This is a genomic window from Sphingomonas sp. Root720 (genome assembly GCF_001428605.1).
In the GTDB taxonomy this organism is placed as follows: Bacteria; Pseudomonadota; Alphaproteobacteria; order Sphingomonadales; family Sphingomonadaceae; genus Rhizorhabdus.
Genome location: NZ_LMID01000014.1, coordinates 277,790 through 304,246 on the forward strand (window position 1 = coordinate 277,790; position 26,457 = coordinate 304,246).

General features: G+C 64.6%; 21 protein-coding genes and 2 pseudogenes. 11 read left to right on the plus strand and 12 right to left on the minus strand.

The genetic code is table 11. The features are described from left to right. Positions 1 to 145: 145 nt before the first annotated feature. Positions 146 to 332, plus strand: a pseudogene (locus ASE22_RS26360) (transposase); the annotation flags it as partial. Positions 333 to 415: 83 nt separating this feature from the next. On the opposite strand, the gene ASE22_RS22070 reads toward ASE22_RS26360, so the two are convergent. After that, complete coding sequence (locus ASE22_RS22070; RefSeq protein WP_200933187.1) at positions 416 to 1,378, minus strand: LysR family transcriptional regulator; 963 nt, start codon at positions 1,376 to 1,378, stop codon at positions 416 to 418. A 78-nt stretch (positions 1,379 to 1,456) separates the two neighbouring features. On the opposite strand from ASE22_RS22070, the gene ASE22_RS22075 reads away from it, so the two are divergent. Genes ASE22_RS22075 through ASE22_RS22085 form a run of 3 tightly spaced genes read left to right on the plus strand, consistent with a single transcriptional unit; the run spans position 1,457 to position 3,643 of the window. Beyond that, positions 1,457 to 1,984, plus strand: a complete 528-nt coding sequence (locus ASE22_RS22075) for a hypothetical protein (protein ID WP_056364632.1) — start codon at positions 1,457 to 1,459, stop codon at positions 1,982 to 1,984. Continuing rightward, a complete protein-coding gene (locus ASE22_RS22080; protein ID WP_200933186.1) occupies positions 1,963 to 3,324 on the plus strand; it encodes an MFS transporter in 1,362 nt (453 codons plus the stop codon). The genes ASE22_RS22075 and ASE22_RS22080 overlap by 22 nt, the downstream gene beginning before the upstream one ends. 28 nt (positions 3,325 to 3,352) lie before the next feature. Further along, the gene (locus tag ASE22_RS22085) at positions 3,353 to 3,643 is read left to right on the plus strand and encodes a hypothetical protein (RefSeq protein WP_056364636.1); all 291 of its coding nucleotides are present in this window, start codon (positions 3,353 to 3,355) and stop codon (positions 3,641 to 3,643) included. 382 nt (positions 3,644 to 4,025) lie between these two features. On the opposite strand, the gene ASE22_RS22090 is transcribed toward ASE22_RS22085, so the two are convergent. From ASE22_RS22090 to ASE22_RS22105, 4 genes are all read right to left on the minus strand, one after another. After that, positions 4,026 to 5,276: a spinster family MFS transporter gene (locus ASE22_RS22090; RefSeq protein WP_082545520.1), complete on the minus strand. Its 1,251-nt coding sequence runs from the start codon at positions 5,274 to 5,276 to the stop codon at positions 4,026 to 4,028. 288 nt (positions 5,277 to 5,564) lie between these two features. Next, complete coding sequence (locus ASE22_RS22095; protein ID WP_056364641.1) at positions 5,565 to 6,098, minus strand: hypothetical protein; 534 nt, start codon at positions 6,096 to 6,098, stop codon at positions 5,565 to 5,567. Beyond that, positions 6,095 to 7,000: a sugar phosphate isomerase/epimerase family protein gene (locus tag ASE22_RS22100; protein ID WP_056364643.1), complete on the minus strand. Its 906-nt coding sequence runs from the start codon at positions 6,998 to 7,000 to the stop codon at positions 6,095 to 6,097. Before ASE22_RS22100 ends, ASE22_RS22095 begins: the two co-directional genes overlap by 4 nt. After that, positions 7,000 to 9,234 (minus strand): TonB-dependent receptor, encoded by a 2,235-nt coding sequence (locus ASE22_RS22105; protein ID WP_056364644.1) that lies wholly within the window; start codon positions 9,232 to 9,234, stop codon positions 7,000 to 7,002. The genes ASE22_RS22100 and ASE22_RS22105 overlap by 1 nt, the downstream gene beginning before the upstream one ends. 521 nt (positions 9,235 to 9,755) lie before the next feature. On the opposite strand from ASE22_RS22105, the gene ASE22_RS22110 reads away from it, so the two are divergent. Then, a complete protein-coding gene (locus ASE22_RS22110; protein ID WP_056364646.1) occupies positions 9,756 to 11,897 on the plus strand; it encodes an outer membrane protein assembly factor BamB family protein in 2,142 nt (713 codons plus the stop codon). Between the two features lie 164 nt (positions 11,898 to 12,061). Here ASE22_RS22110 and ASE22_RS22115 read toward each other — a convergent pair whose 3' ends face one another. The 7 genes from ASE22_RS22115 to manD form a co-directional block, all read right to left on the minus strand. Continuing rightward, positions 12,062 to 13,114 carry a sugar phosphate isomerase/epimerase family protein gene (locus ASE22_RS22115; RefSeq protein ID WP_235536400.1) on the minus strand — a complete coding sequence of 351 codons (1,053 nt, stop codon included), beginning with the start codon at positions 13,112 to 13,114 and terminating at the stop codon, positions 12,062 to 12,064. 39 nt (positions 13,115 to 13,153) lie between these two features. Continuing rightward, positions 13,154 to 13,759, minus strand: coding sequence for a gluconate 2-dehydrogenase subunit 3 family protein (locus tag ASE22_RS22120; protein WP_235536401.1), 606 nt, complete (start codon positions 13,757 to 13,759; stop codon positions 13,154 to 13,156). Next, a complete protein-coding gene (locus tag ASE22_RS22125) occupies positions 13,756 to 15,441 on the minus strand; it encodes a GMC oxidoreductase (protein WP_056364648.1) in 1,686 nt (561 codons plus the stop codon). The genes ASE22_RS22120 and ASE22_RS22125 overlap by 4 nt, the downstream gene beginning before the upstream one ends. 59 nt (positions 15,442 to 15,500) lie before the next feature. Continuing rightward, a complete protein-coding gene (locus ASE22_RS22130; protein WP_056364650.1) occupies positions 15,501 to 16,415 on the minus strand; it encodes a sugar phosphate isomerase/epimerase family protein in 915 nt (304 codons plus the stop codon). Between the two features lie 96 nt (positions 16,416 to 16,511). Next, entirely contained in the window at positions 16,512 to 17,306 is a 795-nt protein-coding gene (locus ASE22_RS22135) for a FadR/GntR family transcriptional regulator (protein ID WP_082545518.1), read from the minus strand. A 101-nt stretch (positions 17,307 to 17,407) separates the two neighbouring features. Further along, positions 17,408 to 18,337: a sugar kinase gene (locus tag ASE22_RS22140; RefSeq protein ID WP_082545517.1), complete on the minus strand. Its 930-nt coding sequence runs from the start codon at positions 18,335 to 18,337 to the stop codon at positions 17,408 to 17,410. Beyond that, positions 18,331 to 19,539, minus strand: coding sequence for a D-mannonate dehydratase ManD (gene manD, locus ASE22_RS22145; protein ID WP_056364652.1), 1,209 nt, complete (start codon positions 19,537 to 19,539; stop codon positions 18,331 to 18,333). The genes ASE22_RS22140 and manD overlap by 7 nt, the downstream gene beginning before the upstream one ends. 107 nt (positions 19,540 to 19,646) lie before the next feature. On the opposite strand from manD, the gene ASE22_RS22150 reads away from it, so the two are divergent. From ASE22_RS22150 to ASE22_RS22175, 6 genes and pseudogenes are all read left to right on the plus strand, one after another. Further along, the gene (locus ASE22_RS22150; protein WP_056364654.1) at positions 19,647 to 20,420 is read left to right on the plus strand and encodes a FadR/GntR family transcriptional regulator; all 774 of its coding nucleotides are present in this window, start codon (positions 19,647 to 19,649) and stop codon (positions 20,418 to 20,420) included. Then, positions 20,420 to 21,817: a glucuronate isomerase gene (uxaC, locus tag ASE22_RS22155; protein ID WP_056364656.1), complete on the plus strand. Its 1,398-nt coding sequence runs from the start codon at positions 20,420 to 20,422 to the stop codon at positions 21,815 to 21,817. The genes ASE22_RS22150 and uxaC overlap by 1 nt, the downstream gene beginning before the upstream one ends. 26 nt (positions 21,818 to 21,843) lie before the next feature. Continuing rightward, entirely contained in the window at positions 21,844 to 23,268 is a 1,425-nt protein-coding gene (locus ASE22_RS22160; protein ID WP_235536402.1) for a mannitol dehydrogenase family protein, read from the plus strand. A gap of 86 nt (positions 23,269 to 23,354) precedes the next feature. After that, positions 23,355 to 24,707, plus strand: coding sequence for an MFS transporter (locus ASE22_RS22165; RefSeq protein ID WP_056364660.1), 1,353 nt, complete (start codon positions 23,355 to 23,357; stop codon positions 24,705 to 24,707). Positions 24,708 to 24,720: 13 nt separating this feature from the next. After that, positions 24,721 to 25,929 (plus strand): Gfo/Idh/MocA family protein, encoded by a 1,209-nt coding sequence (locus ASE22_RS22170; protein WP_235537431.1) that lies wholly within the window; start codon positions 24,721 to 24,723, stop codon positions 25,927 to 25,929. 208 nt (positions 25,930 to 26,137) lie between these two features. Next, a pseudogene (locus tag ASE22_RS22175) lies at positions 26,138 to 26,457 on the plus strand (glucose-6-phosphate dehydrogenase); the annotation flags it as partial.

The following is a 26,457-nucleotide window of genomic DNA, read 5'->3' on the forward strand; positions in this document are numbered from 1 at the left end:
TAGACCGCACCCTCGCTGTAACCCTGACGACGGCCTGTCCATTATCTGTCACCTGAGTGACTTGCTGGCCGGTCTGATGCGACAGCCGGTGGATTTCCACCGGGCCGTTCCCTTCGCTGCGAATGGCGGCCTTGGGGATGGACGCATGTCGCGCCGCCAGCGGAAGAAGGTCGAAATGCTGTTCGCCCACCTCAAGCGCATCTTGAAGCTGGATCGCCTGCGCCTGCGAGGCCCAAATGGCGCAAGAGACGAGTTCCACCCCGGCCGCCGCCGCTCAGAACCTGCGGAAAATGGCCAAGATCATACCCATGACGAGGCCGGCACCGGCCTGACCGGCGCAGAACGCCGCTCGCCCCCCGTCGTGGAGCACATCCCAAGCGCTCCCGCAGCCGAGTTTTTCAACGGAATAAAGCGCTTAGCAGCCAGCGGAATCAGGGCCGAGGCAAGCCTGCCGCATGCAGTTCCGCAACCAACGATGCGCTGGATCGCCATCGAGCCGCGGATGCCACAGCATTGAGATCGTGAAGTTGTTTACGGGAAAAGGCAGCGCGAAGCTGAACATGCTGTCGCGGAGCGCTGCCGTATGTTTTTCCGGCACCGTCGCGATGAGGTCTGACCCACGGGCTAGAGCCAGCGCCGCCGCATAGCCATCGACGGTGGTCATGATGTTCCGCCCAAACCCCGCGTCGCTAAGCTTCTCGTCGATCCGGCCCATATCCATGCCATGGCGCCAGACCACGACATGATCCCATGTGACATAGTCAGCCAGCGTTATAGCTGAGCGCGCCAGCGGATGATCGCTCCGAACCACGCCGATATAGCGATCGCTGAACAGCGCCTGGGTCTTCAACTCTGGCCCGACCGTCCTGGCGACCACACCGGTCTCCAGATCGATGGTGCCGTCGCGCAAGCCTTCGCTGAGCTTGTCCAGTTTGCGCACGAAGCGCAGTCGGACATTAGGAGCTTCCTGTCGGACCCGTTCGATCAACGCTGGCGCGAACGTCTCGGTCAGCCCGTCGGTGGTGCGCAGCGTAAAGCTCCGTGCTAGTGTCGCCAGTTCCAGCCGGTCGGCCGGACGCAGCAACACCAGCGCTTCCTCGACCAGTTCGTGGACGCGGACCTTCATCTCGGTCGCGCGCGGCGTCGGGACCAGCCCGCGCCCGGCGCGGACCAGCAATTGATCGCCGGTCACGGTGCGCAGGCGGGTGAGCGCGCGGCTCATCGCCGAGGGGCTGAGCTGGAGTCGCGCGGCGGCGCGCGCGACGCTGCCTTCGGTCAGCAGCACGTCCAGCGTGTGTAGCAGGTTGAAGTCGGGCGGCAGCATCGCGGTCCCCTGTTCGCGCCATTCGATATAGGGCGCCAAACGCAATGATACCATGCAAATGCTGCGCCTTCTGCATGTATCAGCGTTGCCGTAGGTCTGCGTCCATCGCTTCACCGTAGAAGGAACGAGCGCGTGACCGAGAACAGCCTAGACAGATTCGTCGCCGCGGTGCGGGCCGACTGGCGCCCGATCAGCACCGCCCTGGTCGCACAGTGCCGCGCGCATCTCGATGCGCTGACGCTCGGCCACGAAAATGAGGAATGGCTTGCCAGCCTGATCGCCGAGCGCCCGGCGACGCGCGAGCTGCATCGCGAGCCGGGCAGCTTCATGCTGCTCGCCCATGCCGAGCGGCAGGATCTGTATCGCCCGCCACACGATCATGGCCGCGCCTGGGTGGTCTATGCCGTCCAGTCGGGCGCGCTCGAGATCGGCACCTATGGGCGGGTGGGCGAGCGGCTGGTGCGGCGCGAGACCATCGTCCTGCGCCCCGGCGAGGCGCGCGCCTATCTACCCGGCGACATCCACGATACGCGCTGCCTGACCGAGGAGGCGCTGGTGTTCCGCTTTACCGAGCGCGATCTGCGCCGTGAGGACCAGGTCGAAGGCCGCGTCACCCGCTTCGTCGCGCGGGAGGGCGAATGGTTCGTGCCGGGCGCGTGATGGGCGAGCGAGTGAGCGGGATTGCCGTGCTTTCGGCGATGGCGCTGGTCGTGCTCGACGCCGGGCTGATCAACGTCGCGCTGCCGGTGATCGGCACGGCGCTGAAAGTCACGCCGGCGCGGGCGATCCTGGCGGTCAGCGCCTATCAGACCGCGCTGGTGATCGGGCTGCTGCCCTCGGCCCAGCTCGCCGACCGGTTCGGCTATCGCCGGCTGTTCGTTGGTGGGCTCGCGCTGTTCAGCGCCGCGTCGATCGCCTGTGCCTTTGCGACCGGCCTGGCGATGCTGGTGGCGGCGCGGGTGGCGCAGGGGCTGGGTGGCGCGGCAATCATGGCGCTGGGGATCGCGCTGCTGCGGTTCGCGCTGGGGACGGAGCAGCTGGGCAGAGCGATCGGCTGGAACGCGATGACCGTCGCACTATGCTCGGCGGCGGGTCCGATCGCCGGGGCCTTGATCCTAGCCGCCGCGCCTTGGCCTTGGCTGTTCCTCGCCAAGCTTCCGATCATCGCGGTTGCGCTGATCGCGTCGCGTGCGCTGCCTGACGTCGCGCCGAGCAGGGCGCGAGTCGATGCGATGGGCATCGCGATGCATGGCTCGGCCGCCGCGCTGATCCTCGTCGCGGCGGGCATGGCGATCGCCCACCCGCTGCGGGCGGCGCTGCTCGGCGGCGGCGCAGTGGTGCTCGCTGCGGCCTTGATCCAGCGGCAGAAGTCGCAGCCGGCCCCGCTCTGGCCGATCGACCTGCTGACGCGGCGGCCGTTCCGGATCGCGGTGATCGCGTCGATCTGCTGCTTCACCGGCCAGTCGGCGGGGCTGCTCGCGCTGCCCTTCTATCTCCAGTTGGGCCTGGGCCATGGCCCGGTCGGCGCGGGGCTGGTGATGACCTGCTGGCCGCTCACCGTCGCCATTGCCAGCATTGCCGCGAACCGGCTGGCGGAGCGGTTCGGTTCCGCATGGCTTTGCATGGCCGGCGGCGCGACGCTCGGAGCTGGGCTGTTGCTGCTGGCGCTGTGGCCGGTGCGGGTGGATGTCACGCCGCTCGCCATCGGTGCGGCGCTGAGCGGGTTAGGTTTCGGGCTGTTCCAGACTCCTAACAACCGCACCTTGTTCCTGACCGCGCCGCCCGAGCGTGGCGCCGCTGCGGGCGGAATGCAGGGCAGCGCACGGCTGATCGGGCAGACGGCCGGCGCGTTGGTGATCGGGCTGCTGCTGGCGTGCGCATCGCCGCTGACGGCACTGCGCATCGGGCTGGCGCTGGCGGCGCTCTTCGCGCTCGTCGCAGCGCTGGTCAGCGCGCTGGAAGCCCGGCCAATCGCGCAGCTTCGCCGCGGACGGTCCTGAGTTTTCCGTATCGCATGAGGATGAACCGATGAAGTGGCGGCATAACGCCTTGGCGCTTACTGCCGCCTTGCGGCCCGCCGCGCCGGCAATCGCACGACCGGCGGCTGCCGTGCAGGCTGGGCAGGGCGGCTTCCAGCGCGCGACGACAGCGGATGGGACGGAGACCGGCATCTGGCATCCGGCCTCGGGCGTGCCTGCCGGTCAGCGGATCGGACTCTATTCGCAGACAGTGGTCGCCGACAACATGCCGCCGAAGGGCCGGCATCCGCTGATCGTCATCTCCACTCACGAGTACGACGGCAGCTTGCGGGAAGCATGACAGTATCCTCGAATGTCGGCCTTTAGGGCGCAGCTGACATTGCAAAACTTCCTTGCAACCGACGCATTTCAAATATGCGGCCGTCTTTCAGCTTGTGCCTTCCCACTCGCCGATAAGTGCGGCGCGATGAACCCAGACGACAGCCAGAGCGGCATGAGCTGCCCCTTATGATATCTGCGCCATTCGGCGTGGAGCTGGGCCTGCGACAATGTCGCAAGGCCAGCCGGTTGCTCGTCGATGCCGGCCATCAGTTTGCCAGCCGGTAGCTGGTCTCGCCGGTGCGGCTGGTTTCCTTGAGGCGCTCGCGCTTCTCGCGGATGCCTGACAGGAAGGACCGCGCGCCATGCGGCTGCCAATGGGCGGCCTGAGTTTTGTGACGACGTCAGTGGCGCGCGGCGATGAAACGGCGGTAGGGGCTGCGGCCGGACTTCAGGATCAGGCAGGCGCCCACCGACGATCCCGCGATGACGATCGCGATGGATTGCCCCACGGCCATCGGCGTACCGAAGACATAATCGTTGAGGAGCCCGACGATAGCCGAGCCAAGCGCGAGCCCCAGCAGCGAGTTGCTGCACAGGAAAAGCGCCGAGACGCGAGAGCGCATATTGGCGGGTGGGACGATCTGCATCACGGCCGTCGACGGGGGCATGGGGAAAGACGCGAAGAACTGGGTTGCCGCCAGCAGCATGATCGCCGTCGAAAAGCTTCCGGCGAAGGGCAGGAGGGCGGCGGGAACGACCGAGCCGGCGGCTCCGATCATGCCGGTGCGAAACGGAGCGTCGGCATAGCCGCGCCGCGTCAGCCAATCCATGAGCAGGCCGCTTACCATCACCCCGCCGCCGCCACACAAAATGGCGATGAGGCCGAGGGGCAGGCCAACATCGCCGGGCTTCAGGTCGAAGGTGCGCATCAGATAGGCGGGTGACCAGCCAAGGACGGTGAACAGCGCCATCGCCGCCAGGGTGAAGCCGAGCATGTGCGGGATGAACACCGCTCTCTGCCCCCACAGAAAGCCCAGCACGGCGCTGAAGGGCGCAGCTTCCGTCTGTGGCCGACGCCCCGAGGGAAACGGCTCCCGCACGGTCAGGAAGATGATCAGCGCGAGCAGCAGACCGGGGAGACCGACCGTTACGAGCACGATCTGCCAAGGCTGTAAGACGAGCCCGAAGACGTTGGCCGGACCGTGCGCCGTGATGGTCGCGATCGCGGCGCCGCCGACGAGAAAGGCGATGCCCGCGCCGAAGAAGGAGCCCAGCGAGAACACCGCGATCGCGCGGCCCAATTGTTCTTTCGGGAACAGGTCGGTGATCAGCGAATAAGCGGCGGGCGCAAGCGCGGCTTCCCCCGCACCGACGCAGACGCGCGCGATGAACAGCTGGATGAAGCTGCGCGCGAGGCCGCAACAGGCGGTCGCGAGGCTCCAGAATGCCAGGCCGACCACGATGATCAGAGGCCTCGACTTCCGATCGGCCAGCGACGCGATCGGAATGCCCATCGTTGCATAGAAGATCGAGAAGGCCAGTCCGTGGAGCAGGCCGAACTGCGTGTCGCTCAGCCCTAGGTCCGCTTTGATTGGCTCGATCAGGAGGGATAGTATCTGCCGATCGATGAAGGAGAAGATGTATGCGAACATGCACAGGATCACCACGAGCCATGCGCGCCAGTTCGTTGTCAGGGGAGCTGAGTGCATCGGGCGGTTCCCTGTCTAGTTATCGATGTGATCGGTCGAGCTGAATCCGCGACCAGACCGGTTTGTCTCCGACCATATTCGATAGCGAAGATTCAAGATTTCCGCCTAGCGCCCACCGTCGATCTGGAAAAGTAATCGATTTCATCGGGCGGCGTCAATTGTCGTATTTCGCCTGCGGCGATCGTGGCGGCCGATGAAAGAGGGTGGCGGTCACCTCGCTGCTGCAGACGTCTAACGAGGCGGCTTGGCTATCGGAAATATCGGTTCGAAGCGCATCCAGACGAGCGGTAGCATATCGATTTGCTCGGGACTCAACCCCTCGATCGCCGTCTTCCACGACGCCAGATGGGCGGTGCGCCACGTCGTGAGCTCGCGCAACGCGGGGCTTTCGGCCATCAGATGCCAAGGAGCGATCGATCGAAGCGGCAATTCTTGCGCGGCGACGACCCGGTAGATGAAACTCGGTTTCCCAGAGAAATCGTACACTAGCAACGTCTGGCCGGACGTGGGCAGCCGCCAGCCGTTGTCGAGATATTCCGCGCGGCGGGCGACCGTGGCGCGCTTGCGACCGTCCATCACCTGGTCGACGATACCGCGCGCGATCTTCTCGTTGCGGCCCATCGATCGCATCATGTCGATTCGGACCGGCTGGTGCAGAGCAGCGCTGGCGCGCTTGACGAAGGCATCGATCGCGATTGGGTCGGGCGCAGCCGGATGGGCATTGGCGGCCGCGGCCCACAGAGCGAAGATCAGCCCGCTACTCATAGGGGCGACGTGGCGGACGGGGCCCGGTCGATCTGCGACCGGAGCGTCCGGAAAGCGACCGGCGCCTCTTGTGCGATGTCGGACCACAGGCATTCGACCGAAAGCCGGCGTGTATAGCCGGTCGATTGCAGCGCTGCGAAATAGGCCGAGAAATTTTCGCCCGACACGCCGGGCGCTCGGCGACCCTGCTTTTCGGCGATCTGGACGTGCTGGATCAGGCCGGCGTTCTCGACGAGGCTCTCGGGTCCTTCGTCTTCCATCCGCATATGGAAGAGGTCGGCGACCAACCGGACGCTGGGATGGCCGACGGCGCGGACGATCGCACCGCCCTCGCTGACCCGGTTGATGAAGTTCGTCTCGGTTTTGTTGAGCGGTTCGAGCGCCAATATCACATCGTGCGCGCGGGCGATGGGGCCGAGCCGCTTGCACAGGCTGACCAACTGCCGTTCGGCCTCGACGCGGGAAAAATCCTCGGGAATTCGGCGCGAGCGCGGGCTGCCGAAGACGACCGTTTCCACCCCGGCTCGGCGGGCGCGAGCGAAGATGGTTTCGCAGAAGCGCTCGATCATATCATGCGTGGTGGCAGGCCCCACGCTCTGCATGGATGGTGGCAGCATGCGGACGAGCGATCGAACCGGTATCGGTGCGGCCTTTGCCTGGGCCAGGGCGGCATCAAACGCGGCGTCGGAGAGATCGGGCACCAGAAAGCGGCCGACCTCCTCCTCGATGAAATCATAGCCCGAACCCGCGAGCAGGGGGGCGTTCGCGATCGATGTCCAGGCGCCGATCGATCGGATCCCGGCCGCCGCCGCCGCCGGCTTCCCCGCGCCGGCAGCGCCGGCGACGAGGCAACCGGCGGCCGCCGCGAGGAAGTGCCGCCGATCGAGCGCGGTCCCGTCCATCAGAAGTTGACCGTCAGCCGGGCGCCGTAGGTCCGCGGCGCCTGGAACTGATAGCGATAGCTGTTGTAGGTGGTGCTGATGACGTCGGCATTGGAGAGGATAAGCTTGTCCTCGAGATTGCGAACATAGCCCTCCAGCAGCCAGCGATTATCCGGTGCGCGATAGGTGACGATCAGATCCGACCGCATATAGCCGGGCTGCTTGTCCGCTTCGAAGTTGGTGAAGGTGAAGTAGGACTTGCTCTCATAGTGCGTCTGGATGCGCGTGGTGATCGATCCGTCGCCAACCTGGAATTTATGTTCATAACCGGCATTGAATACCCAGTCGGGTGCCTGTTGCAGGCGATTGCCTGAAAGTTGCCGGTTAACGCCGCTGATCACCGTAACGAAATCGGTGAAGCGCGCGTGCAGATAGGCGCCGAAGAACTCTATCCGGTCGTTCGGCGTGACCTGGAACAGAACGTCGATGTCGCCGCCGTAGATCTTGGAAGAGCCGGCATTGACCGTGCCGGTGCCGATACCGCCCGTTGGCAGGGTGATCTGCTGCTGAACCTGCTGGTCCTTGTACTTGTACAGGAAGGCCGACAGGTTCACCTGAAGGCTGTTGTTGAGGAAACGGTTCTTGGACCCGATTTCCCAAGCCTTGATGTTCTCCGGGCCGTAGACCTGCAGATCGGTGAAGCCGCCCGACTTATATCCGGTGTCGAACTTAGCGTAGAGCAGATTGCGCGGCGTCCACTGGAAGTTCGCGGCCGCGTGATAGGTCGTGCGGTTCGACGACAGACGCGTCGCGATCGGCGCGTTAGCGACCAGATTTATCGCACCGGTGTTCAGGTAGGCGTTCACATTGGTCGCGAGATTGGTGGCGTTGAGATTTTCCTTCTTGTCCGCGGTATAGCGAGCGCCACCTTCCAAGCGGAGCTGATCGGTGATCCCGTAGGACGCCTGGCCGAACACCGCCTTCGACTGCAGCAGCAAGTCGGGCTTGCGGAAGATCTGCAGATCCACGCCCGGATCGCACAGGCAGGCCGCCGGCGTCGGGAACTGGCCCGGCACGCGGAAATCGCGGAACAGCGATTGGGTGTTGTTGGTCTCACGGAAATAATAGAGGCCGGCCTGCCAGATCAGGGGCGTGTCCGAGCGGGACGCGATACGGGCCTCGTGATTCCAGGACTTCGGTCGTTCGCGCTGGTCGAAGGTCAAGTTCCGGCGGGTCGAATTGTAGACACCGCCCAAGGTGCGGACCTGATCGAACTTCAGCGAGCGATAGCCCCCCACATAGGTAAGGGTCGCGAAGTCGAGGTCGTAATTGGTGCTCCAACGCAAATTATAGGCGTTCAGGCGGATGAAGCCGTTCGGCGGTACCGGGAAGGACTTGCCGTCACCCGGAATGTCGGGGCGGCTGGTGTCGAGCTGGCCATTGGGCAGAAACCGGTGGGCAACCGACTGAATGACCGGGCCGACGCCGTCCTGATGCGAATACTCGCCGGTCAACAGCACATCCCAGCGATCGGTCGGCTCGAGGAGCAGGTGAAGACGGGCCGAGCGGGTATGCTCGTCGTCGCCGTCGCGAGCCGGCGCGTTGTTGCGGAAGCCGTCGCGGTCGCGGGTCTGGAAGGCGGCGCGCAGCTTCACCTTGTCGCTGACCGGAATGTTGACGAAGCCCTGCGTCGCGATGAGGTCATAATTGCCGACCTCGCCAGTGATGCCGGCCGCGAAATTGTCGGTCGGTTTGGCGCTGATGATGTTGAGCGCGCCACCGGTGGCGTTGCGACCGAGCAGGGTGCCCTGCGGCCCGCGCAGCGATTCGACCCGCTCAAGATCGAACAGTGCGATGTTGAGGCCCAGTGAGCGCTGGAAATAGAAGCCGTCGATGCTGATCGAAACCGCCGGATCGCCGAGCTGATTGGTATCGCGGCTCGAAACGCCACGTACGGTGATGACCGTATTCGCGCCGTTCTGCGCGAAGCCGACGCTGGGGGTGAGGGTGGTGAGGTCGGCGACATTTCCGACACCCTGGCGCTTGAGTGCGTCCGAGCTAACCACCGACAGCGCGATTGCGGCGCGCTGGGCGACGCTGGGACGCTTTTCGGCGGTGACGACGATATCGGCGAGACCGCCTTCGGAAGCTTCAGGCTCGGGCGAGGCGCTATCCTGAGCGTAGACCGGGGCGGCGGACAGTGCGATCCCGGTGAGCAGCATTCCCACGAAGCGAGCCTTTGATTTCTCCCTCATGCTTCAAATCCCCTTTTGACTTTGTGTCAGGCCTTATGGTCAGTCCAATTTGGTGCCAGTAGCTGGCCATGTCAATCGTTGGTTTAGGTGGTAACCCAGCGGGCCGATTCCGGTGTCAGGCAAGATCGAGGCAGGAGCTCTTCCGTATGTTCTGCCTATCTCGTACAAGGCCCGCGCATCGATCGCGCCTTCTGCGAGGCGGCTGGTGGTCCGGTAAATTTACAAAATATATTCAACGGTTTAAATTATATATTGGCCCGTTGCCCAGGGCGTTGGGTGATGCAACCTGCTGGCGTTGAGGCGTGTCCCAGTCGATGGTCCGACAAGCGCGCATCGGACAACTGCTTCTCCTTGGCTGCGGTAGATCGGTCTGACCGATTATAGGGATGCTATACGCTCGGGCGTCGCCGCATATCGTTTTCCGATTCGTTGTACCAAATCGGAAGTTCCATAATCCGCCATATGTTCAGTCAGGAAACAAGTGGTATGACCGCTATGCTTGCTGCCAGAAGGAGTTGGAGATGCACAGATCGGCGGTCCTCTTGCTTGCCATGGTCTCGGCGACGCTGCTTGCCGCACCGGGCGCGATCGAGACATCGCGAATGTATAGCGGATGGCCGACCTATGGCGGCGGCGCCGACAACATCCATTATTCCTCGCTTCGGCAGATCGACACGGCGAACGTCCGGCAATTGGAGATCGCTTGGACGTTCGAAACCGGCGACGCGTTCGGCGACGGCGCCAATGCGTCAGAGATGGAGTATAACCCGATCGTGGTCGGCGAGGTGATGTACGTTGTCTCGCCCAAGCTGCGGCTGTTCGCGCTCGACGCGGCCAACGGCAAGCCGCTCTGGGTTTTCGATCCCAACCCGGGCGAGAAAGTGATCAGCAAACAGCGGTTGCGCGGGGTCAGTTATTGGACCGACGGGCGCGACGCCCGCATCTTCATGACCTCGCGCTCGTTCCTGCTTGCGGTCGACGCCCGCACGGGCAAGGCGATAGGCGGTTTTGGGACGAATGGTCGGGTGGACCTTCGCGAAGGCCTTGGGCGCGATCCGAGGGATATCTCGGTTGGCGCCAATTCGCCGGGCGTGGTTTACAAGGACCTCCTCATCATGGGGACCACCGGTTGGGCGCCCGGCCATATTCGGGCCTATGACGTGCGGACCGGGCAAATCCGCTGGACCTTCCATACGATCCCGCAGCCCGGTGAATTCGGGTATGAGACCTGGCCAAAGGATGCGTGGAAGACGATCAACGGCGCCAATGCCTGGGCTGGCATGGCAGTGGACGAGAAGCGCGGCATCCTGTTCGTGCCGACCGCATCGGCGGGGCAGGGCGATAAGGATTTCTTTGGCGGCGACCGCCAGGGTGACAATCTCTTCGCCAATTCGCTGGTCGCGCTCGATGCGGCGACCGGCAAAAGACTCTGGCATTTCCAGGCAGTCCACCACGATTTGTGGGACTATGACTTTCCGGCGCCACCCAGTCTGGTGACCGTACGACGCGACGGACGGATGATCGATGCGGTCGCGCAGACCAGCAAGCAGGGCTTCGTCTATGTGTTCGACCGGGTGACGGGCGCGCCGCTCTTCCCGATCGTCGAACGGCCGGTGCCTCCGTCCACCATTCCCGGCGAGCATGCCTCACCGACCCAGCCCTTCCCGCTGTTGCCGACCCCGTTCGCACGGCAGGGCCTCAGCCGGAAGGGCCTGACCCAACGCACGCCGGCTGCCGCCAAGGCGGCGGCCGAGCGGCTCGACCAGTTTGCGGCATCGGGGCTCTTCTCGCCGCCCAGCTTCGGCGGGACCCTGATAGCGCCCGGCACCGACGGCGGTGCCGAATGGGGCGGATCGGCCTTCGATCCCGAGACCGGCCTGCTCTACGTCAACAGCAACGAGAAGCCCTCGGTCTTGCAACTGGGCAAGCGGTCGACCTCGCCGATCGCGTCGGGCAGGGCGATCTACGAGGCCGAATGCGCGGCCTGTCACGGTGCCGACCGCCAGGGATCGCCACCTGAGTTTCCCTCGCTGGTCGGGGTCGGCGACCGTCTGACCAAGTTCGATGTCTTCCGCATGATCGGCCGCGGCGGCGGCCGCATGCCCAGCTTCGAACATCTCGGCAATGAAGGCATCGGCGCGGTCGCCGATTATATCGTCTACAATCGCGACACCGCCCTGAAGGCGGGGGTCAAGACACGGTCTGACGCGGCGGAATACAGCTTCGCGGGCTATGGCAAGCTCTCCGATCCTGACGGCTATCCCGGCATCAGCCCCCCCTGGGGCACGCTGAGCGCCATCGACCTGAACAGCGGCCGCTATGCGTGGCGCCGCAATTTCGGGGAATATCCGGACCTGGCCGCCAAGGGGCTGCGCGATACGGGATCGGACAATTATGGCGGCGGTGTCGTAACCGCCGGGGGATTGTTTTTCATCGGTGCGACGATCCACGACCGCAAGTTCCGTGCCTATGACAAGCGCACCGGCAAGCTGTTGTGGGAAACGCTGTTGCCTGCTGCCGGCAATGCGACACCGGCGATCTACGAGGCTGATGGGCGGCAGTTCGTCGTTATCGCAGCCGGTGGTGGAAAAACCGGCGTGCCCGGCCAGGCGCCGGGTGGCAGCTTCATCGCCTTCGCGCTGCCTGAGCGGCGGGCGCGATGAGGCAAGTGCCGTGCCCGACGGACTATTCGAAAGAGGGATTTCGACGGCCGTCGTCGCTACGAGTGCGTCGACGCCCCCAGATCGTATGGTGACGAGAAATAACCGTCGGTCAGTTAGATCGATCGAAGAATTTTAGATTGCCATGTGCTCATGAGAGGAATGTGTCAGTCGACCAGGCAAAGACGGCAGTAATCGATGGCTTTGCGAACTTCCGCGTCGCGATCGGTATCGGGAGCGAGCGGAATTTCATATTCGATCGTCGCCGGGATATTCCATCGCTTGTCGCGGATCAGCTGCAGGATCTCGCGGACGGGCGTGTCGCCCTTGCCGAAGTCCACGTTTACGTTGGCCAGCGTCTTGTCCTTGACGTGCAGATGGGTGATCCGCGCATGATGCTCCGTGATGAAGGGCACGGGCGACATCTGGTTTCCCGCCAGGAAATGGCCGATATCGAGGTTGGCTCCGAGATAGCGGCTCTGGCGGAAGGCATCCTCCCACATCGCCGGTGTAATCGGTAGATGGTTGTGGAGGCCAACCATGAAGCGATGCTTGTCGGCGGCCTTGGCAAGGTTCGGGATCGCCGGGATCGACATCTCGCCGGAAATGGCGCGGGCGCCGATCGCCTTGGCGATGTTGAACATATAGTCCATCTCCTCGCCCTCGAAGTCGTTGATGCCGTCGAACTTGACGATGTCGATCTTGACCCCGGCGGCATCATACATCCTGCGAACGCGCTCGACCGATCGGATCGGCAGCGCGAGCCGCCAAGCGCGACGCTTGATCGCACCGGCGTCATAGGCATCGAAATCGGCTTGGGTCAGCACGGCCCGGCCGGGGGCGGCGGGTAGGATGGCCGGGGCATCGCCCTTGGGATAATAGACCGCCTTGTAATCGGACGGCGCCGGGCCGAGCACCAGTTCTCTGGGCAGACCGAGCGAAATCTCGATCGGCTGGATGCGCAGCTCGACCGAGCTGATGCCGAGCGCGACGGTCCGCTCTAGCACCTGCTCCGCATCGAGCGCCGTACGGGTGCCGAAGCTGTACGGCACATTCAGGCCGACCTGCACTCCGGCCCATTTCGAATGGGGATGGTCAGGCTTGATCGTGGCAGCGATACCTGGCTTCAGCGCGAGGGCGGCGGCAGGGGCCGCGAATAGCCATCGGGTGGCGTCCCGGCGCGAAAAGGACAGACGCTCGGCTTCTTCGTGAGACGGCATTGCGAGCATCCTTTGCGGGATATGGGACGGAGGAACCGGTCAGGGCATCCGCAGAACGGCATTGCTGCGTCCTAGCGAGACGGCATTTTCGCCGGGCTGGATGTCATGGCAGGGGTCGTATTCTCCGGGAACGAGATTGAGCTGGAGTTCCTGCGATGCACCGATCTCGGACGTGTAATAGCCATAGATCGTCAGCGCCCGAATCTGCGCGATGAAGGGACCGGCGGTCTGCGCGCTGGCGGTGTCGGCTTCCATGGCGGCCATCGTCCGAAGTATCTCCAGCCGGCGGGTAGGGGGCAGATTTGCGAAAGCCTGGCCGCTGGTTTTCCGAACGGTGGCATCGAAGCTCTCGAGCCCGGCGAGGAAGCGGGCCCGTTCGTCGGGGTGCAGCCAGCGCTCGACCATCATCGTCACGAAATCGGCGACTCGAGCCTCGCCCGCGCCGGGCGTGTCGGTCGCGGGGATGATCGTATCGACCAGCGCCGTGAGGAGCGCCTGTCGCGAGGATGTCGCGACCGGTGGCGTGGCAGGCGCGGCCGCAAGCGGCGCGCCTGCCACCAGCAGGGCGCCGGCGCTGCCGCCGATGGCGCCGCTCTTCAGGATGGTCCGGCGGGAAAGTCGGTCCGGGCGATGGGACGTCGTCACAATGCGCCTTCCTTGAGCTGCTTCATGGCGAAATCGGCGGCGCGGGCGGATAACGCCATGTAGGTCAGCGACGGGTTCTGGCAGGGCGACGAGGTCATGCAGCTGCCGTCGGTGATGAACAGATTGGCGATGTCGTGCGCTTGATTGAAGCGGTTGAGCACCGCTTCGCGCGGATCGTGGCCCATGCGCGCGCCGCCCATTTCATGGTTGGTTTCGCCGGCAGGCTTGATCTCGCGGATCGTCGTGACCTTCACCGCACCCGCCGCGCGCATCATTGCCTCGCCCTGGTCGGCCATGTCTTGCGCCATGCGCTCCTCGTTCGCGGTCCAGCGGTGCGAGACGAGGAGCTGGGGCAAACCCCATTTGTCGGTCTTGTTCGGATCGAGCCGCACGACATTGTCGTAATTGGGCAGCGGTTCGCCCATGGCGCCGAGCATGATCGTCCAAGGGCCAGGCTTGCGCAATTCGGCCTTGAGGTCGGCGCCGATCGTCCGGGAATCGATGCCGCGCGTCCACAGCGCGCGCGAACCGCTGCCCTGATAGCCATAACCGCGCAGGAAGTCGGTTTCGCGGTCGGCGACGTTGCGGAAGCGGGGGATGTAGATGCCTGTCGGCCGATTTCCGATCGGTTGCTGGTCCTCGAAGCCGGAGAAGGTGCCGGTGATGATCGGCCCCTTGACGGTGTCCATGATATCCCGGCCTACCGCACCGCTGCTGTTGGCGAGACCGTTGGGGAAGGCATTACTCCGGGAATTGAGCAGAATATGGATGGTGCCGAGGGTCGACGCGTTGAGGAAGATCAACCGTGCGGTGATCGTTTCCCGTGCGCCGGTCTTGCTGTTGATCGTGCGCACGCCCGTGACCCGCTTGAGTGTCGGATCATAGTCGACTCCGGCGACGATCGTGTCCGACATCACCGTCAGCCGTTCCGTCGCCTCGGCCGCGGGCAGGGTCGAGCTCTGGGTACTGAAATAGGAGCCGGTCGAGCAGCCGCGTTGGCAGGGACCGCACAGATGGCAGGCGGAGCGTCCATTATGGTCTTGGCTGAGCACCGCGGTCCGCTCATTGATCATCCGGCGGCCGGGGAAGCTGCGTTCGATCCCCTTCTTCGCATGTTCCTCGATACAGTTCATTGCGAAGGGCGGGAGGAACTCGCCGTCGGGCAGACTGTCGATGCCTTCGCGGGCTCCGCTCACGCCGATGAAGCGTTCGACATGGTCGTACCAGGGGGAAATGTCGGCATAGCGGATCGGCCAGTCGATGCCGTGGCCGTCGCGCTTATTCTCGCCGAAGTTGAAATCGCTGAGCCGGAAGGACGCCCGCCCCCAGACCAGCGACCGGCCGCCGACCTGATAGCCGCGCAACCAGGAGAAGCGGGTGCCGGGCTCGACCTTATAGGGATGCTCGCGGTCGTTGACGAAGAAATGGGCGCTGCCCTCCTCGAACCCCCGGCCACGCCGTTGCACCGCATAGTCGGACTCGTAGAGCAGCCGGTCGCCGAAGCCGTGGAAGGGCATCTCCCAGGGGGCTTTGTGTTCGCTGGGATAATCCTCGCCATGGCGGACCATGCGGCCCCGGTCGATCAGAAGCACGCGGGCGCCCCGTTCGGTCAACTCCTTGGCCGCCCATCCGCCCGAAATGCCCGAGCCGACGACGATGGCATCAAAGACGGAAGAGGTCATGACAGACTCCGGTCACCAGGAAACGGCTTCGGACCGGCGGTACCGGCTTTGGCCCGGAATCAGCCGATGGTCTTGCGCAGATATTTGATCGAGCTGGCGATCGAGCCCATCGGATCGTCCGAGCGGTCGATCTCTACCAGGAAATGCTCGATCCCGGCCTTGTCGCCGGCCTTGACCAGGGCGGGCACATCGAGCGTTCCGCTGCCGACGGCGGCGAAGTCGCCGGTCGCGGTGATATCCTTGATGTGGCAGAGCTTCGTGCGCCCGGCATAGCGCCTGAGATAAGCGAGCGGATCGGCCCCGGCCTTGGTCGCCCAGTAGAAATCGAGCTCGAACTTCACCTTCTTCGCATCGGTATTGTCCAAGAACAGGTCGAGGATGACGTCGTTGCCGATCTTGGCGAACTCGCGGTCATGGTTGTGGAAGGCGAAGGTCAGCCCCTCCTTCGCGCACATGTCGCCGAGCTGGTTGAACAGCTTGATATGCTTGTCGATCGTCGGGCGGTCGGCGATCTGGTTAGGCAGCAGGATCGCCCACATCACATATTTCTGGCCGAGGATCTTGGAGGTCTGGATGCCGTCTTCGAACGATGCAATGGCATTTTCGAGCGAGAAGCTCTGCGCATAGACCTCGCGATTGGCTTCGGTCGAAACCTCGCGCCGCACCCAGCTCTGGAAGGACTGGTAGGTTGCCTTTGGGGCGACATGGTTGTTCGGAGATGTCAGACCAAAACGATCGAACTGCGCGCGGACATAATGCGGATCGCGGCCGAAGCTGCCGGTCGTACCGATTTCCTTGTAGCCCATCGCCGCAACCGCTTTCAGCGTGCCTTCGAAATCCGCTTCAAGCGCCTTGAGGATGGTGCCGGCCTGAACACCCCAGCGGCGCGCCTTACGGCCCCGCGCGAAGGCGGGCGCTACGGCTAGCCCGGCCAGCGAGAGGGTGGACATCTTGAGAAGCTCGCGGCGATCCATTTCAATCTCCATCCACAATCGACAGGCCACATTGCATGACCAAAGTGGATAGATATATGAAATTGGTCAGTCAACTCTCGAATCGAGAGCGCCAGCCTACATGGTGATCGATCGTGCGAAGCGTGCGCGAGTGTCCTGGGCGGCCTGTTTGGCGCGCTCGATGGCCTCTTCCTCGGTCGCGAACAACAGATGTTCGATCACCGCGCCCAGATGCGTGCGCATCGCGTTGCGGGCGCGTCCCGGCTCGCGAGAGCGCAGCGCCTCGACGATCGCCATATGCTCCTCGACCACCGGCTTGACCATCGCAGTGCGCGCCTTGGCGTGGAGCAGTACGCATTCGGGCGAGGTCTGTCGCAGAGACCAGAGCGATTCGATCGTGCCCACCACCGCCGCATTGCGCGTCGCATGGGCGATCAGCATGTGAAACTCGCGATCCGCGGCTTCGGCCGCGGTTGCGTCCGGGCCGGCGATGCGGCCGATCAGGCTGGACAGTTCGGCCAGTTCCTCGTCGGAAATGTTGGTCGCGGCCAAGGCCGCAGCCTCGCCTTCGAACAGCAGTCGGGCTTCGGTCAGCTCGAAGGCGGTAACGCTGAAGCCCGGCGTTTCGGCGGCGGCGGTCTGCCGGCGGACATATGCGCCCGATCCGACGCGGACCTCGACGATGCCCTGAACTTCCAGCGCGATGATCGCCTCGCGCACCGTGGGGCGGCTGACGTTGAACTCGGTGGAGATCTCCCGTTCGGCCGGCAGGCGCCCGCCGACCGGATAGCTGCCGTCGTTGATGCGGTCCATCAACCGGCGGGCGATGTCGCGATAGAGGCGATCCTGCGATGCCCCCGGCGCATTGTCGCGATCTTGCGCCTTCATCACCTCGTCCTGCTTGCGCGCCATGCTTGTCGGAATCCCTGTGTCTTTGACCCAGGAAAATAGCGATAGCCGGCGCGGCGGCAATAGCCGCGGCGGATTTTGGTCAGATTGGTCGAGCGCTGTGGTTAGACCCGATAGGGGGCGTCGGCATCCCGGACGGGGATCGCACCACGTCGGGCGATGACCCAGGCGGCCAGGCGATGGCCCGTCAGCGCCGCCTGATCGGGCGTGCGGTCCTGTAGTCGCGCGGCGAGGTAGCCTGCATTGAACGCGTCACCGGCGCCACTGCTGTCGATCGCGGCCACGGCCTGTGGCGGAGCGATTGGGCGGCTTTCGTCATCCAGCGCCAGCAGGCAGCCCTCGGCGCCGTTCTTCACCGCCACCTCGGCGGCACCCCAGTTGCGCCAGCGCGCCGCGACCGTTTCGATCGGCTGGTCCCCGAACAGCGCGGTCTCGTCGACCAGGGTCGGCAGCGCGATGTCGACCCATGGGCCGATTGCCTCCACCGCTTCGCGCGCCTCGTCCGGCGAGGCCCAGAGGCGGGGGCGGAAATTGCTGTCGAATGCGACCCGGCCGCCGCGCGCCCGAACCGCGCGGCACAGCGCGACGAGTCGCGCACGTCCGGCCGGCGGCAGGACCGCGAGGCTGATCAGGCTCAGATAGAGCAGGTCGGCCGTCTCCGCCGTGGCAAGGGCAGCCTCGGCCTCGGGAAGGTCGAGCATGGCACGCGCCGCGCTGTCGCTGCGCCAATAGGCGAAGCTGCGTTCGCCTGTCGCGTCGGTCTCGATCGCGTAGAGCCCGGCCGAGCGATCGGGATGGGTGAGCAGATGGGTGAGATCGAGCCCTTCCGCCGTCCAGGCCTGGCGCAGGCCCCGGCTCAGCGGATCATGGCCGAGTGCAGACAGGAAGCTCGTCGTCAGGCCGAAACGGGCCAGGTGAATCGCGCTGTTGAGCGCATCCCCGCCATAGCCCGTTTCCCAGCCGGCCATCCCCGCGCCGTGACCGGTGCGGGACAGTTCGACCATGCCTTCGCCGATGACGGCGATGCTCACCAATTGAACATCGTCCCGTCCTCGAGCCGGGCGACCGGCAGATAGGCGGGGTCGTAGGGATATTTCGCAGCCTCGGCCTCATCGATGTCGACGCCGTGGCCGATCGCATCTCCGGGATGGAGATAGCCGTCCGCGAAGTGATAGGTGTGCGGGAAGACGGCGTCGGTCTCGGGCGTATGCCGCATATATTCCTGGATGCCGAAATTGGGCACCCAACTGTCGAAGTGCAGCGCCGCGCCCATCGTAACCGGGGACAGGTCGGTCGCGCCATGCGCACCGGTCTGCACCTGATAGAGGGCGGCGAGGTCGGCGATGCGGCGCATATGGGTGATGCCGCCGGCCCGCACGACGGGCGTGCGGATATAGTCGATCAACTGGTTCTGGATCAGGTCCTTGCAGTCCCAGATCGTGTTGAACACCTCGCCCACCGCCAGCGGCGTGGTGGTGTGCTGGCGGATCAGGCGGAACGCCTCCTGGTTCTCGGCCGGGGTCGCATCCTCAAGCCAGAACAGGCTGTAGGGTTCCAGCGCCTTGCCGAGCCTGGCCGCCTCGATCGGACGTAGCCGGTGGTGGACATCGTGAAGCAGATGATGATCGAAGCCGTACCGATCGCGCAGCCGGTCGAACAGTTTCGGCGCGAAGTTGAGGTATTTGGCGCTGTCCCACACCGTTTCGGTCGGCAGCGCGGCATCGGCGGGCTCGTAATAGTCCTTGCCGCGGCCCACGCCATAGACGGTGGACAGACCGGGGATGCCCGACTGGGCGCGGATCGCCCGGTAGCCCAAATCGATATAGCGCCCGACCTCGTCGATCGTCTCCTCGATGTCGCCACCATTGGCATGACCATAGACCATCACGCCTTCGCGGCTCTTGCCGCCGAGCAGGTCGTAGAGCGGCATGCCCGCCATCTTGGCCTTGATATCCCACAGCGCAACGTCGATCGCGGCGATCGCCGACATGGTCACGGGACCGCGCCGCCAATAGGCGCCGCGGTAGAAATATTGCCAGATATCCTCGATCCTGCGAGGGTCCCGGCCGATGAGGCACGGCAGGATGTGATCCTCCAGATAGGATGCGACCGCCAGCTCGCGGCCGTTGAGAGTGGCGTCTCCGACGCCATAGACACCCTGATCGGTCATGATCTTCACGGTCACGAAATTGCGGCCCGGAGAGGTCACGATCACTTTGGCGGCGTCAATTCTCATGGATGTTCCCATATGCGGCGTTATGATTGGATAGCCTTGACCGCCGTGAATTGGTCTGTCAATAATCAAAATCTGTCAGGCCGATATGGTTTAATCAATCAAAGTCCATGGATCATACCGAATTCGATATGCGTGCAGGCCGCGCCCCCGAGCGTCTTTACCGGGAGGTCGCGCGTGTCCTGACGCAGCGGATCACCGATGGAACCTATCCGGTTGGCGGGCGCCTGCCGCCCGAACGGGAGATCTCCGCAGAGTTCAATGTCAGCAGGCCCACCGCGCGCGAGGCGATCATCGCCCTGGAGGTGCAGGGGCTGGTCGACGTCAGAATCGGATCGGGCGCCTATGTAAAACCAAGCGGCGGGAGCAACGTCGCCCGTTTCGACGTCAGCGCCTTTGAGCTCACCGAAGCTCGCTTGCTGATCGAATCCGAGGCGGCGGCGCTTGCAGCGGTCAACATCTCGGCCGAAGAGCTGGAGGAGTTGCCGCGCATCGTCACTGCGATCGAGCGGGAGGGCGGCGATCCGGTCGTCGCCGAGGCGGCGGATCGCGAGTTTCACCTACTGATCGCCGGTGCCACCCGCAATGCCGCCGTGCTCCACAGCGTCCGGTCGCTCTGGGACCTGCGCCAGACCTCACCGGAATGCGTATTGCTGCACGCCAAAGCGCGCACAGCCAAGGTCAAGCCTGTGGTCGAAGAGCATATGCTGATCGTCGAGGCGCTGCGCACGCGCGATCCTGCTCGCGCTCGGTCCACGATGCGGGCACATCTGGGTGCGGTGATCGAGCATCTGCTCTTCTCGACGGAGGAGGAAGCGATTCAGAGAGTCAAGAAAGCGGCGCAGGACACGCGCGCTCGGTTCGCACGCGCGGTGGCGATGTGATGCCGCCGCCGCTTCATCTCCATCCCGACCGGTTGTTCCCGGCCGATCCCGCTACCCGCGCAGTCGCGCGGCGGCTCCACGCCCAAGTGGCTGGCCTGCCGATCGTCAGCCCGCACGGCCATACCGATCCGCGCTGGTTCGCCGAGGACGCGCCGTTCGAGAATGCCAGTAGCCTGCTGCTGCAACCCGACCACTATATCTTTCGCATGCTGTACAGTCAGGGCGTGCCGCTCGAGTCGATCGGCATTGGTGCGGCGGTCGACCCGCGCGAGGCCTGGCGGGTCTTCGCCAGCCATTATCATCTGTTCCGCGGCACGCCGTCGCGGCTCTGGCTCGACTGGGTGTTCGCAGAGGTGTTCGGCTTGGAGGTGCGCCTTGGCATCGACAGCGCGGATCTCTATTTCGACACGATTGAGGAGCGGCTTGCTCGACCGGAATTCCGGCCGCGGGTGCTGTTCCAGCGCTTCAATATCGAGCTGCTCGCGACCACCGAATCGCCGCTCGATCCGCTGAAATATCATGAAGCGATCCGGGTGTCGGGCTGGAAAGGGCGGGTTGTTACCGCTTTCCGTCCCGATCCGGTGGTCGACCCCGAGTTCGAAGGGTTCGCGGCCAATCTCGATCGTCTCGGCACGCTGACGGGCGAGGATGTTGGCCACTATGCCGGCTATCTCGCCGCGCTGCGCAACCGGCGGGCCTTCTTCGCTGGGGCGGGGGCAACCTCGACCGATCATGGCCATCCCACCGCGGCGACGGCCGATCTCGGCCGGGCGGAAGCGGAAAGCCTCTACGCAACCGTCCGGAGCGGTCGCGCGACAGCTGAGCAGGCGGAACTGTTCCGCGCGCATATGCTGACGGTGATGGCCGAGATGAGCATCGAGGACGGGCTGGTGATGCAGATCCACCCCGGCTCCTTCCGCAATCATAACCGGGACCTGTTCCTGCGCCTCGGGCGCGACAAGGGCGCCGACATTCCCACCCGCACCGATTTCGTGAGCGCGCTGCGGCCGTTGCTCGGTCGCTTCGGCAACGATCCGCGGCTCAGCATCATCCTGTTCACGCTCGACGAGTCCGCCTATGCGCGCGAACTCGCGCCGCTTGCGGGCCACTATCCCGCGCTCAAGCTTGGCCCCGCCTGGTGGTTTCACGATAGTCCCGAAGGGATGCGCCGCTTCCGCCGGCAGACCACCGAGACGGCGGGCTTCCAGAATCTCGTCGGCTTCAACGACGATACCCGCGCCTTCCTGTCGATACCCGCGCGGCACGACGTCGCCCGGCGGATCGATTGCGGATACCTCGCCGAACTGGTCGTCGAACATCAACTCGACGAGACAGAGGCGGCGGAGCTTGCGGTGGATCTCGCCTATCGGCTGGTCAAGACGGCCTACCGGCTGTGAGCATCGCAAATGGCGGTCGCCCGCGCTTGTCCGCCTCGACCCTCGCCGACGGCATCGCGCTTCCCGGTTATACCCGTGATCGGGCGCGCAGCGGTATCGTCCATCTCGGCCTCGGCGCCTTTCACCGGGCGCATCAGGCTGTCTTCACCGATGATGCGATGGCGGCGGGCGATGCCGGCTGGGGTATCATCGGAGTGTCGCTTCGATCGCCCGCGGTGCGCGACGCGCTGGAGCCGCAGGATTGCCTCTATGTCGTGGAGGAGCGCGGCGAGGGGGGGCGCTCCCGTCTGATCGGGTCGATCAATCAGGCGCTGGTCGCACCGGAAGATCCCGACCGGGTGATCGCGGCACTGGCCGATCCCGGCGTCCATGTCGTGACCCTGACCGTAACCGAAAAGGGCTATCATCGCGATCCGGGCAGCAATCACCTGCTCGTCGATGCGCAGGACGTTGTGCATGATCTGGCGGGCGGCGCGCCGCGGACGATCTTTGGCTATCTCGCTGCCGCGCTCGATCGCCGCTGCGCGAGCGGTGCCGGGCCGCTGACGATATTGTCGTGCGACAACCTGCCCGACAATGGCCGACTGCTTGGCGGTTTGCTTGATGATTATCTCGTGGCTCGCGGACGTGCGCGGCCCGCCGGCTGGGCCTGCCCCAACAGCATGGTGGACCGGATCGTGCCGGCGACCACCGCCGGCGATCGCGCGCGGCTGACGGTCGAGGATCATGGGCTCACCATTTGCGAAACCTTCCGCCAATGGGTGATCGAAGATCGCTTTGCCGGTCCGCGGCCGCGTTGGGAAGCGGGCGGTGCGCAGATCGTCGACGACGTCCGCCCCTTCGAACTGGCCAAGCTGCGCCTGCTCAACGGTGCCCATTCCGCGCTGGCCTATTGGGGACTGGCGCTCGGCCACGCCCATGTCCACGAAGCCGTACGCGACGCCGAACTGCTGGTCTTCGTCCGCCACCAGCTCTTGGCCGAGGCCGTGCCGACCTTGCCACCGTCTTCGGCGCTCGATCCTGAAGCCTATGTTGCCGCCATCCTGCGCCGTTTCGACAATCCGGCGCTGCCGCACCGTCTTGCGCAAATCGCCATGGACGGGTCGCAGAAGCTGCCGCAGCGCTGGCTGGCGACGATCGTCGAGCGCGATGCGAAGGGGCTGAACAGTCCGGCGCATCTGGCAAGCCTTGCCGCCTGGATCGCCTTCGTCGGTGATAGATCGGGCCCAGGTCGGCCGGCCGACGATCCGCTCGCACCGCGGCTGGAGGCGATATGGGACGGGCATAGTACGCCCGGCGAGATCGCCATGGCTGTAGCCCGGACGTCAGGCGTCTTTCCGGCGGCGTTCGGCGCCAGTGATGCGCTATGCCGTCAGCTTGGCGAGGCGCTCGACGGCTTAACGGCCCGCGGTCGGCGTGGCGCATTGGAAGCGTTTCTCTCGACGATATAACTGGACTGGCAGGTTGACTGTCCAATTGCGGCAATATAGCTGTTTTGGTCATACAGATTCATCGCAGGTACCAAAAGGAGGTCCGCATGGACGAGGGGAGCGGGCCTTGGTGGAAGGGCGTCACCGGCTATCAGTGGCTGGTCTTTGCGGTCGCGTCGGGTGCCTGGCTTTTCGACACGATGGACCAGCGGCTTTTCTCGCTTGCGCGCATCCCCGCCCTCGGCGACCTGATGGGCTTGCCGGCCTCGCATGTTGACGTGCAGGCCTTCGCGAAGATGGTGACCGCGCTGTTCCTCGTCGGGTGGGGGCTTGGCGGACTGATCATTGGCCCGCTCGGCGATCGCTATGGCCGCGTCCGGCTGCTAACCATCTCGATCCTGCTCTATTCGATCTGCACCGGGATCACCGCGCTGTGCCAGACGGCGGGCGAATTCGCGGCGTTGCGCTTCGTGACGGGGCTGGGGATCGGCGGGGTGTTCGGCCTGGCCGTTGCGATTATCGTCGACACGGTCGACGGCCCGGCGCGGCTGGCGATGCTCGCGGGACTGCAGCTTCTCTCGACGGTCGGCAATGTCGGCTCGGCAATTGTGAAAATGGGGGTGGACGGTCTCGCGCGCCGCGACCTTATCGCGGTGGAAGCGGTGTGGCGCTGGCTGTTCGTGGTAGGTGCTTTGCCGGCGCTCATCGCCATCGTGGCGATTCTCGGTATCCGTGAGCCTCGGGCCTGGATCGAGCGCAAGGAACGGGGGCAACTGCCCAAAGGGGCGTTCGGTGCCTATGTCGATCTGTTCGGCAATTCGGCCGAGCGTCGAGGCTTGCTTATCGGCAGTCTTCTTGCGGTCGCGGGCGTCGTTGGGCTTTGGGGAATCGGCGAATATGCGGTCGATCTCCAGCATGCCGTGTTCACCAGCTATTATGCCGAGCGGCTAGTGCCGGCTCAGGTCGCAGCAGCCGTCGCCGACGCCAAGAACTGGGCCTATATGCTGCAGATGGCCGGCGGTGCGGTGGGGATGCTCGTCTTCACCCTGATCGCCGATCGGGTGGGGCGAAGACCTGCCTTCCTGACATGTTTTGCCGCGGCCTTCGTTGTGACGATTTTCGTCTATGCCCGGCTGCAAACGCCGATCGACGCCTATTGGATGATGCCGTTGATGGGCGCCGCCCAGTTCAGCCTGTTCGCCGGTTTCTCGATCTACCTTCCGGAACTGTTCGGTGCGGCCGCGCGGGGCACGGGTGTATCCTTCGCCTATAACCTCGGTCGTTTCGCCGCCGCTGCCGGAAGCTTCGGTTCGGCTTGGCTCAGCACCAGTTTTTTCGGCGGGTTCGATGCGCCCGATCCGCTCCGCTATTCAGCAATGACGATGTGCGTGATCTTCCTGATCGGTCTGATCGCGGCGTGGTTCGCGCCTGAGACACGCGGCCGGCCGATGCCGGCATGATGACGAAAGGTTGATGATGAGCAAAACGGTTCGAATTGGTATCGTCGGCGCGGGCTTTTCCGCCCATTTCCATCTGGCGAGCTATCGCAAGATCCGTGGTCCGTCGTTCGAGGTCGTGGGGATCGCCGGACGCGACCGGAGCAAGGCCGAGGCGCTCGCTGCCCAATATGGTGTGGCGCGTGTGCTGGACGATGCCGATGCGCTGATCGCCGATCCCGATATCGACGTGGTCGACCTATGTGTGCCCAATCATCTGCATGTTCCCCTGATCATGAAGGCCGCGGCCCAGGGCAAGCACATCATCTGCGAAAAGCCGCTGGGCGGCTTCTTCGGGCCAGAAGGCGCGCCCGCCGACTGGTCGGCGCAGGATTTCCCTCGGCAGGCGATGTTCGACGGCGTGGTCGAGCAGCTCAATGCGGTTGGGAAGGCCGTTCGCGCGGCCGGCGTCACCTTCTGCTATGCCGAGAACTGGGTCTATGCTCCGCCGATCGCCAAGCTCAACCGACTGATGGCGGCAAGCGGATCGACCATCCTGCGGATCGAGGGCGAGGAATCGCATTCGGGATCGCATGCTGATTATTCACGGCAGTGGCGCCAGGCCGGAGGTGGCTCCCTGCTACGGCTGTGCGTCCATCCGATCGGCGGCGCGCTGCACGTGAAGTATGAGGAAGGCCGTCGGCGCAATGGCCGGCCGATCCGCCCGGTCTCGGTGACTTGTCAGGTCGCCAGGCTTACCGACATTCCGTCCTTCCAGACCGAGGAACCCAAGCATATCGCTACCGGCTGGAAGGACGTCGAGGACTTTGCCGCGATCCTCATCGACTTCGAGGATGGATCGGTCGCCCAACTGACTTCGACCGACACGCGGCTCGGCGGTATCCGCAATTTCCTGAGCGCTTATGGTTCGCGCGCGGTCGCGACCGCAAACATCAACCCGAACACCGCCTGTCAGGCCTACACACCCGACGGCGCCTATTTCGAAAGCGAATATATCGTCGAGAAGACCGAAACCAAGGCGGGCTGGTCCTTTCCGGCTCCCGACGAGGACATGATCACGGGCTATCCCGCCGAACTGGAAGATTTCGTTATGGCGATCGCCGAAGGTCGGGCACCGAAGAGTGACCTGATGATGGCGCAGGATGTGCTCCTTCTGGTCTATGCCGGCTACCTGAGTGCTGCCGAGCGGCGGACCGTTGATATCCGGCCCTTTCTCCAGACGTAGTGATTATCGTGACGAGCCTGAGCTTCCGAAGGAGATGCAGGGTTGCCCGATCCGCCGGTGGAGCGACGACAACATCGGATCGGGATAGCGGCAGCCTTTCTGTCCGGCCCAGCCCATGCCCGCGGCAAAGAAATGCGCCTGGACCTTGAAACTGTAACCGATTACATTTATCGGGTTTTGCAAGAGTGAAGACTGGGGGGATGGCGTAGTGTCGGCACCGAGCGAGAAGCTGCTCCTGTTCGGCGCGACCGGCGATCTGTCGCAGCGTATGCTGCTGCCGTCGCTCTACGGCCTTGCGGCGGATGGGCTGCTGCCGACGGGCCTGACCATCGTCGCGACGGCGCGCAGCCCCCATGACGACGCGGCGTTCCGCGATTTCTCGGAAAAGGCGCTGCGCCGCTTCGTGCCCGACGAGCGGCTCGACGAGGAAGCGCTCGCGGCCTTCCTGCGGCGGATCAGCTATGTGCCGGTCGACGCGTCGAAGGCGGAGGACTTCGCCGCGCTGGCGGAGGCCGTCGGCTCGACCGA

Coding starts and splice junctions, on each gene's coding strand:
- ASE22_RS22135 (WP_082545518.1), bottom strand. CDS start 17,306: ATGGCGCGCAAGCAGGACGAGGTGATGAAGGCGCAAGATCGCGACAAT.
- ASE22_RS22130 (WP_056364650.1), bottom strand. CDS start 16,415: ATGGATCGCCGCGAGCTTCTCAAGATGTCCACCCTCTCGCTGGCCGGG.
- ASE22_RS22170 (WP_235537431.1), top strand. CDS start 24,721: ATGATGAGCAAAACGGTTCGAATTGGTATCGTCGGCGCGGGCTTTTCC.
- ASE22_RS22100 (WP_056364643.1), bottom strand. CDS start 7,000: ATGGACGGGACCGCGCTCGATCGGCGGCACTTCCTCGCGGCGGCCGCC.
- ASE22_RS22105 (WP_056364644.1), bottom strand. CDS start 9,234: ATGAGGGAGAAATCAAAGGCTCGCTTCGTGGGAATGCTGCTCACCGGG.
- ASE22_RS22070 (WP_200933187.1), bottom strand. CDS start 1,378: ATGGTATCATTGCGTTTGGCGCCCTATATCGAATGGCGCGAACAGGGG.
- ASE22_RS22080 (WP_200933186.1), top strand. CDS start 1,963: ATGGTTCGTGCCGGGCGCGTGATGGGCGAGCGAGTGAGCGGGATTGCC.
- ASE22_RS22090 (WP_082545520.1), bottom strand. CDS start 5,276: ATGTTCGCATACATCTTCTCCTTCATCGATCGGCAGATACTATCCCTC.
- uxaC (WP_056364656.1), top strand. CDS start 20,420: ATGCCGCCGCCGCTTCATCTCCATCCCGACCGGTTGTTCCCGGCCGAT.
- ASE22_RS22085 (WP_056364636.1), top strand. CDS start 3,353: ATGAAGTGGCGGCATAACGCCTTGGCGCTTACTGCCGCCTTGCGGCCC.
- manD (WP_056364652.1), bottom strand. CDS start 19,539: ATGAGAATTGACGCCGCCAAAGTGATCGTGACCTCTCCGGGCCGCAAT.
- ASE22_RS22165 (WP_056364660.1), top strand. CDS start 23,355: ATGGACGAGGGGAGCGGGCCTTGGTGGAAGGGCGTCACCGGCTATCAG.
- ASE22_RS22110 (WP_056364646.1), top strand. CDS start 9,756: ATGCACAGATCGGCGGTCCTCTTGCTTGCCATGGTCTCGGCGACGCTG.
- ASE22_RS22095 (WP_056364641.1), bottom strand. CDS start 6,098: ATGAGTAGCGGGCTGATCTTCGCTCTGTGGGCCGCGGCCGCCAATGCC.
- ASE22_RS22125 (WP_056364648.1), bottom strand. CDS start 15,441: ATGACCTCTTCCGTCTTTGATGCCATCGTCGTCGGCTCGGGCATTTCG.
- ASE22_RS22150 (WP_056364654.1), top strand. CDS start 19,647: ATGGATCATACCGAATTCGATATGCGTGCAGGCCGCGCCCCCGAGCGT.
- ASE22_RS22115 (WP_235536400.1), bottom strand. CDS start 13,114: ATGCCGTCTCACGAAGAAGCCGAGCGTCTGTCCTTTTCGCGCCGGGAC.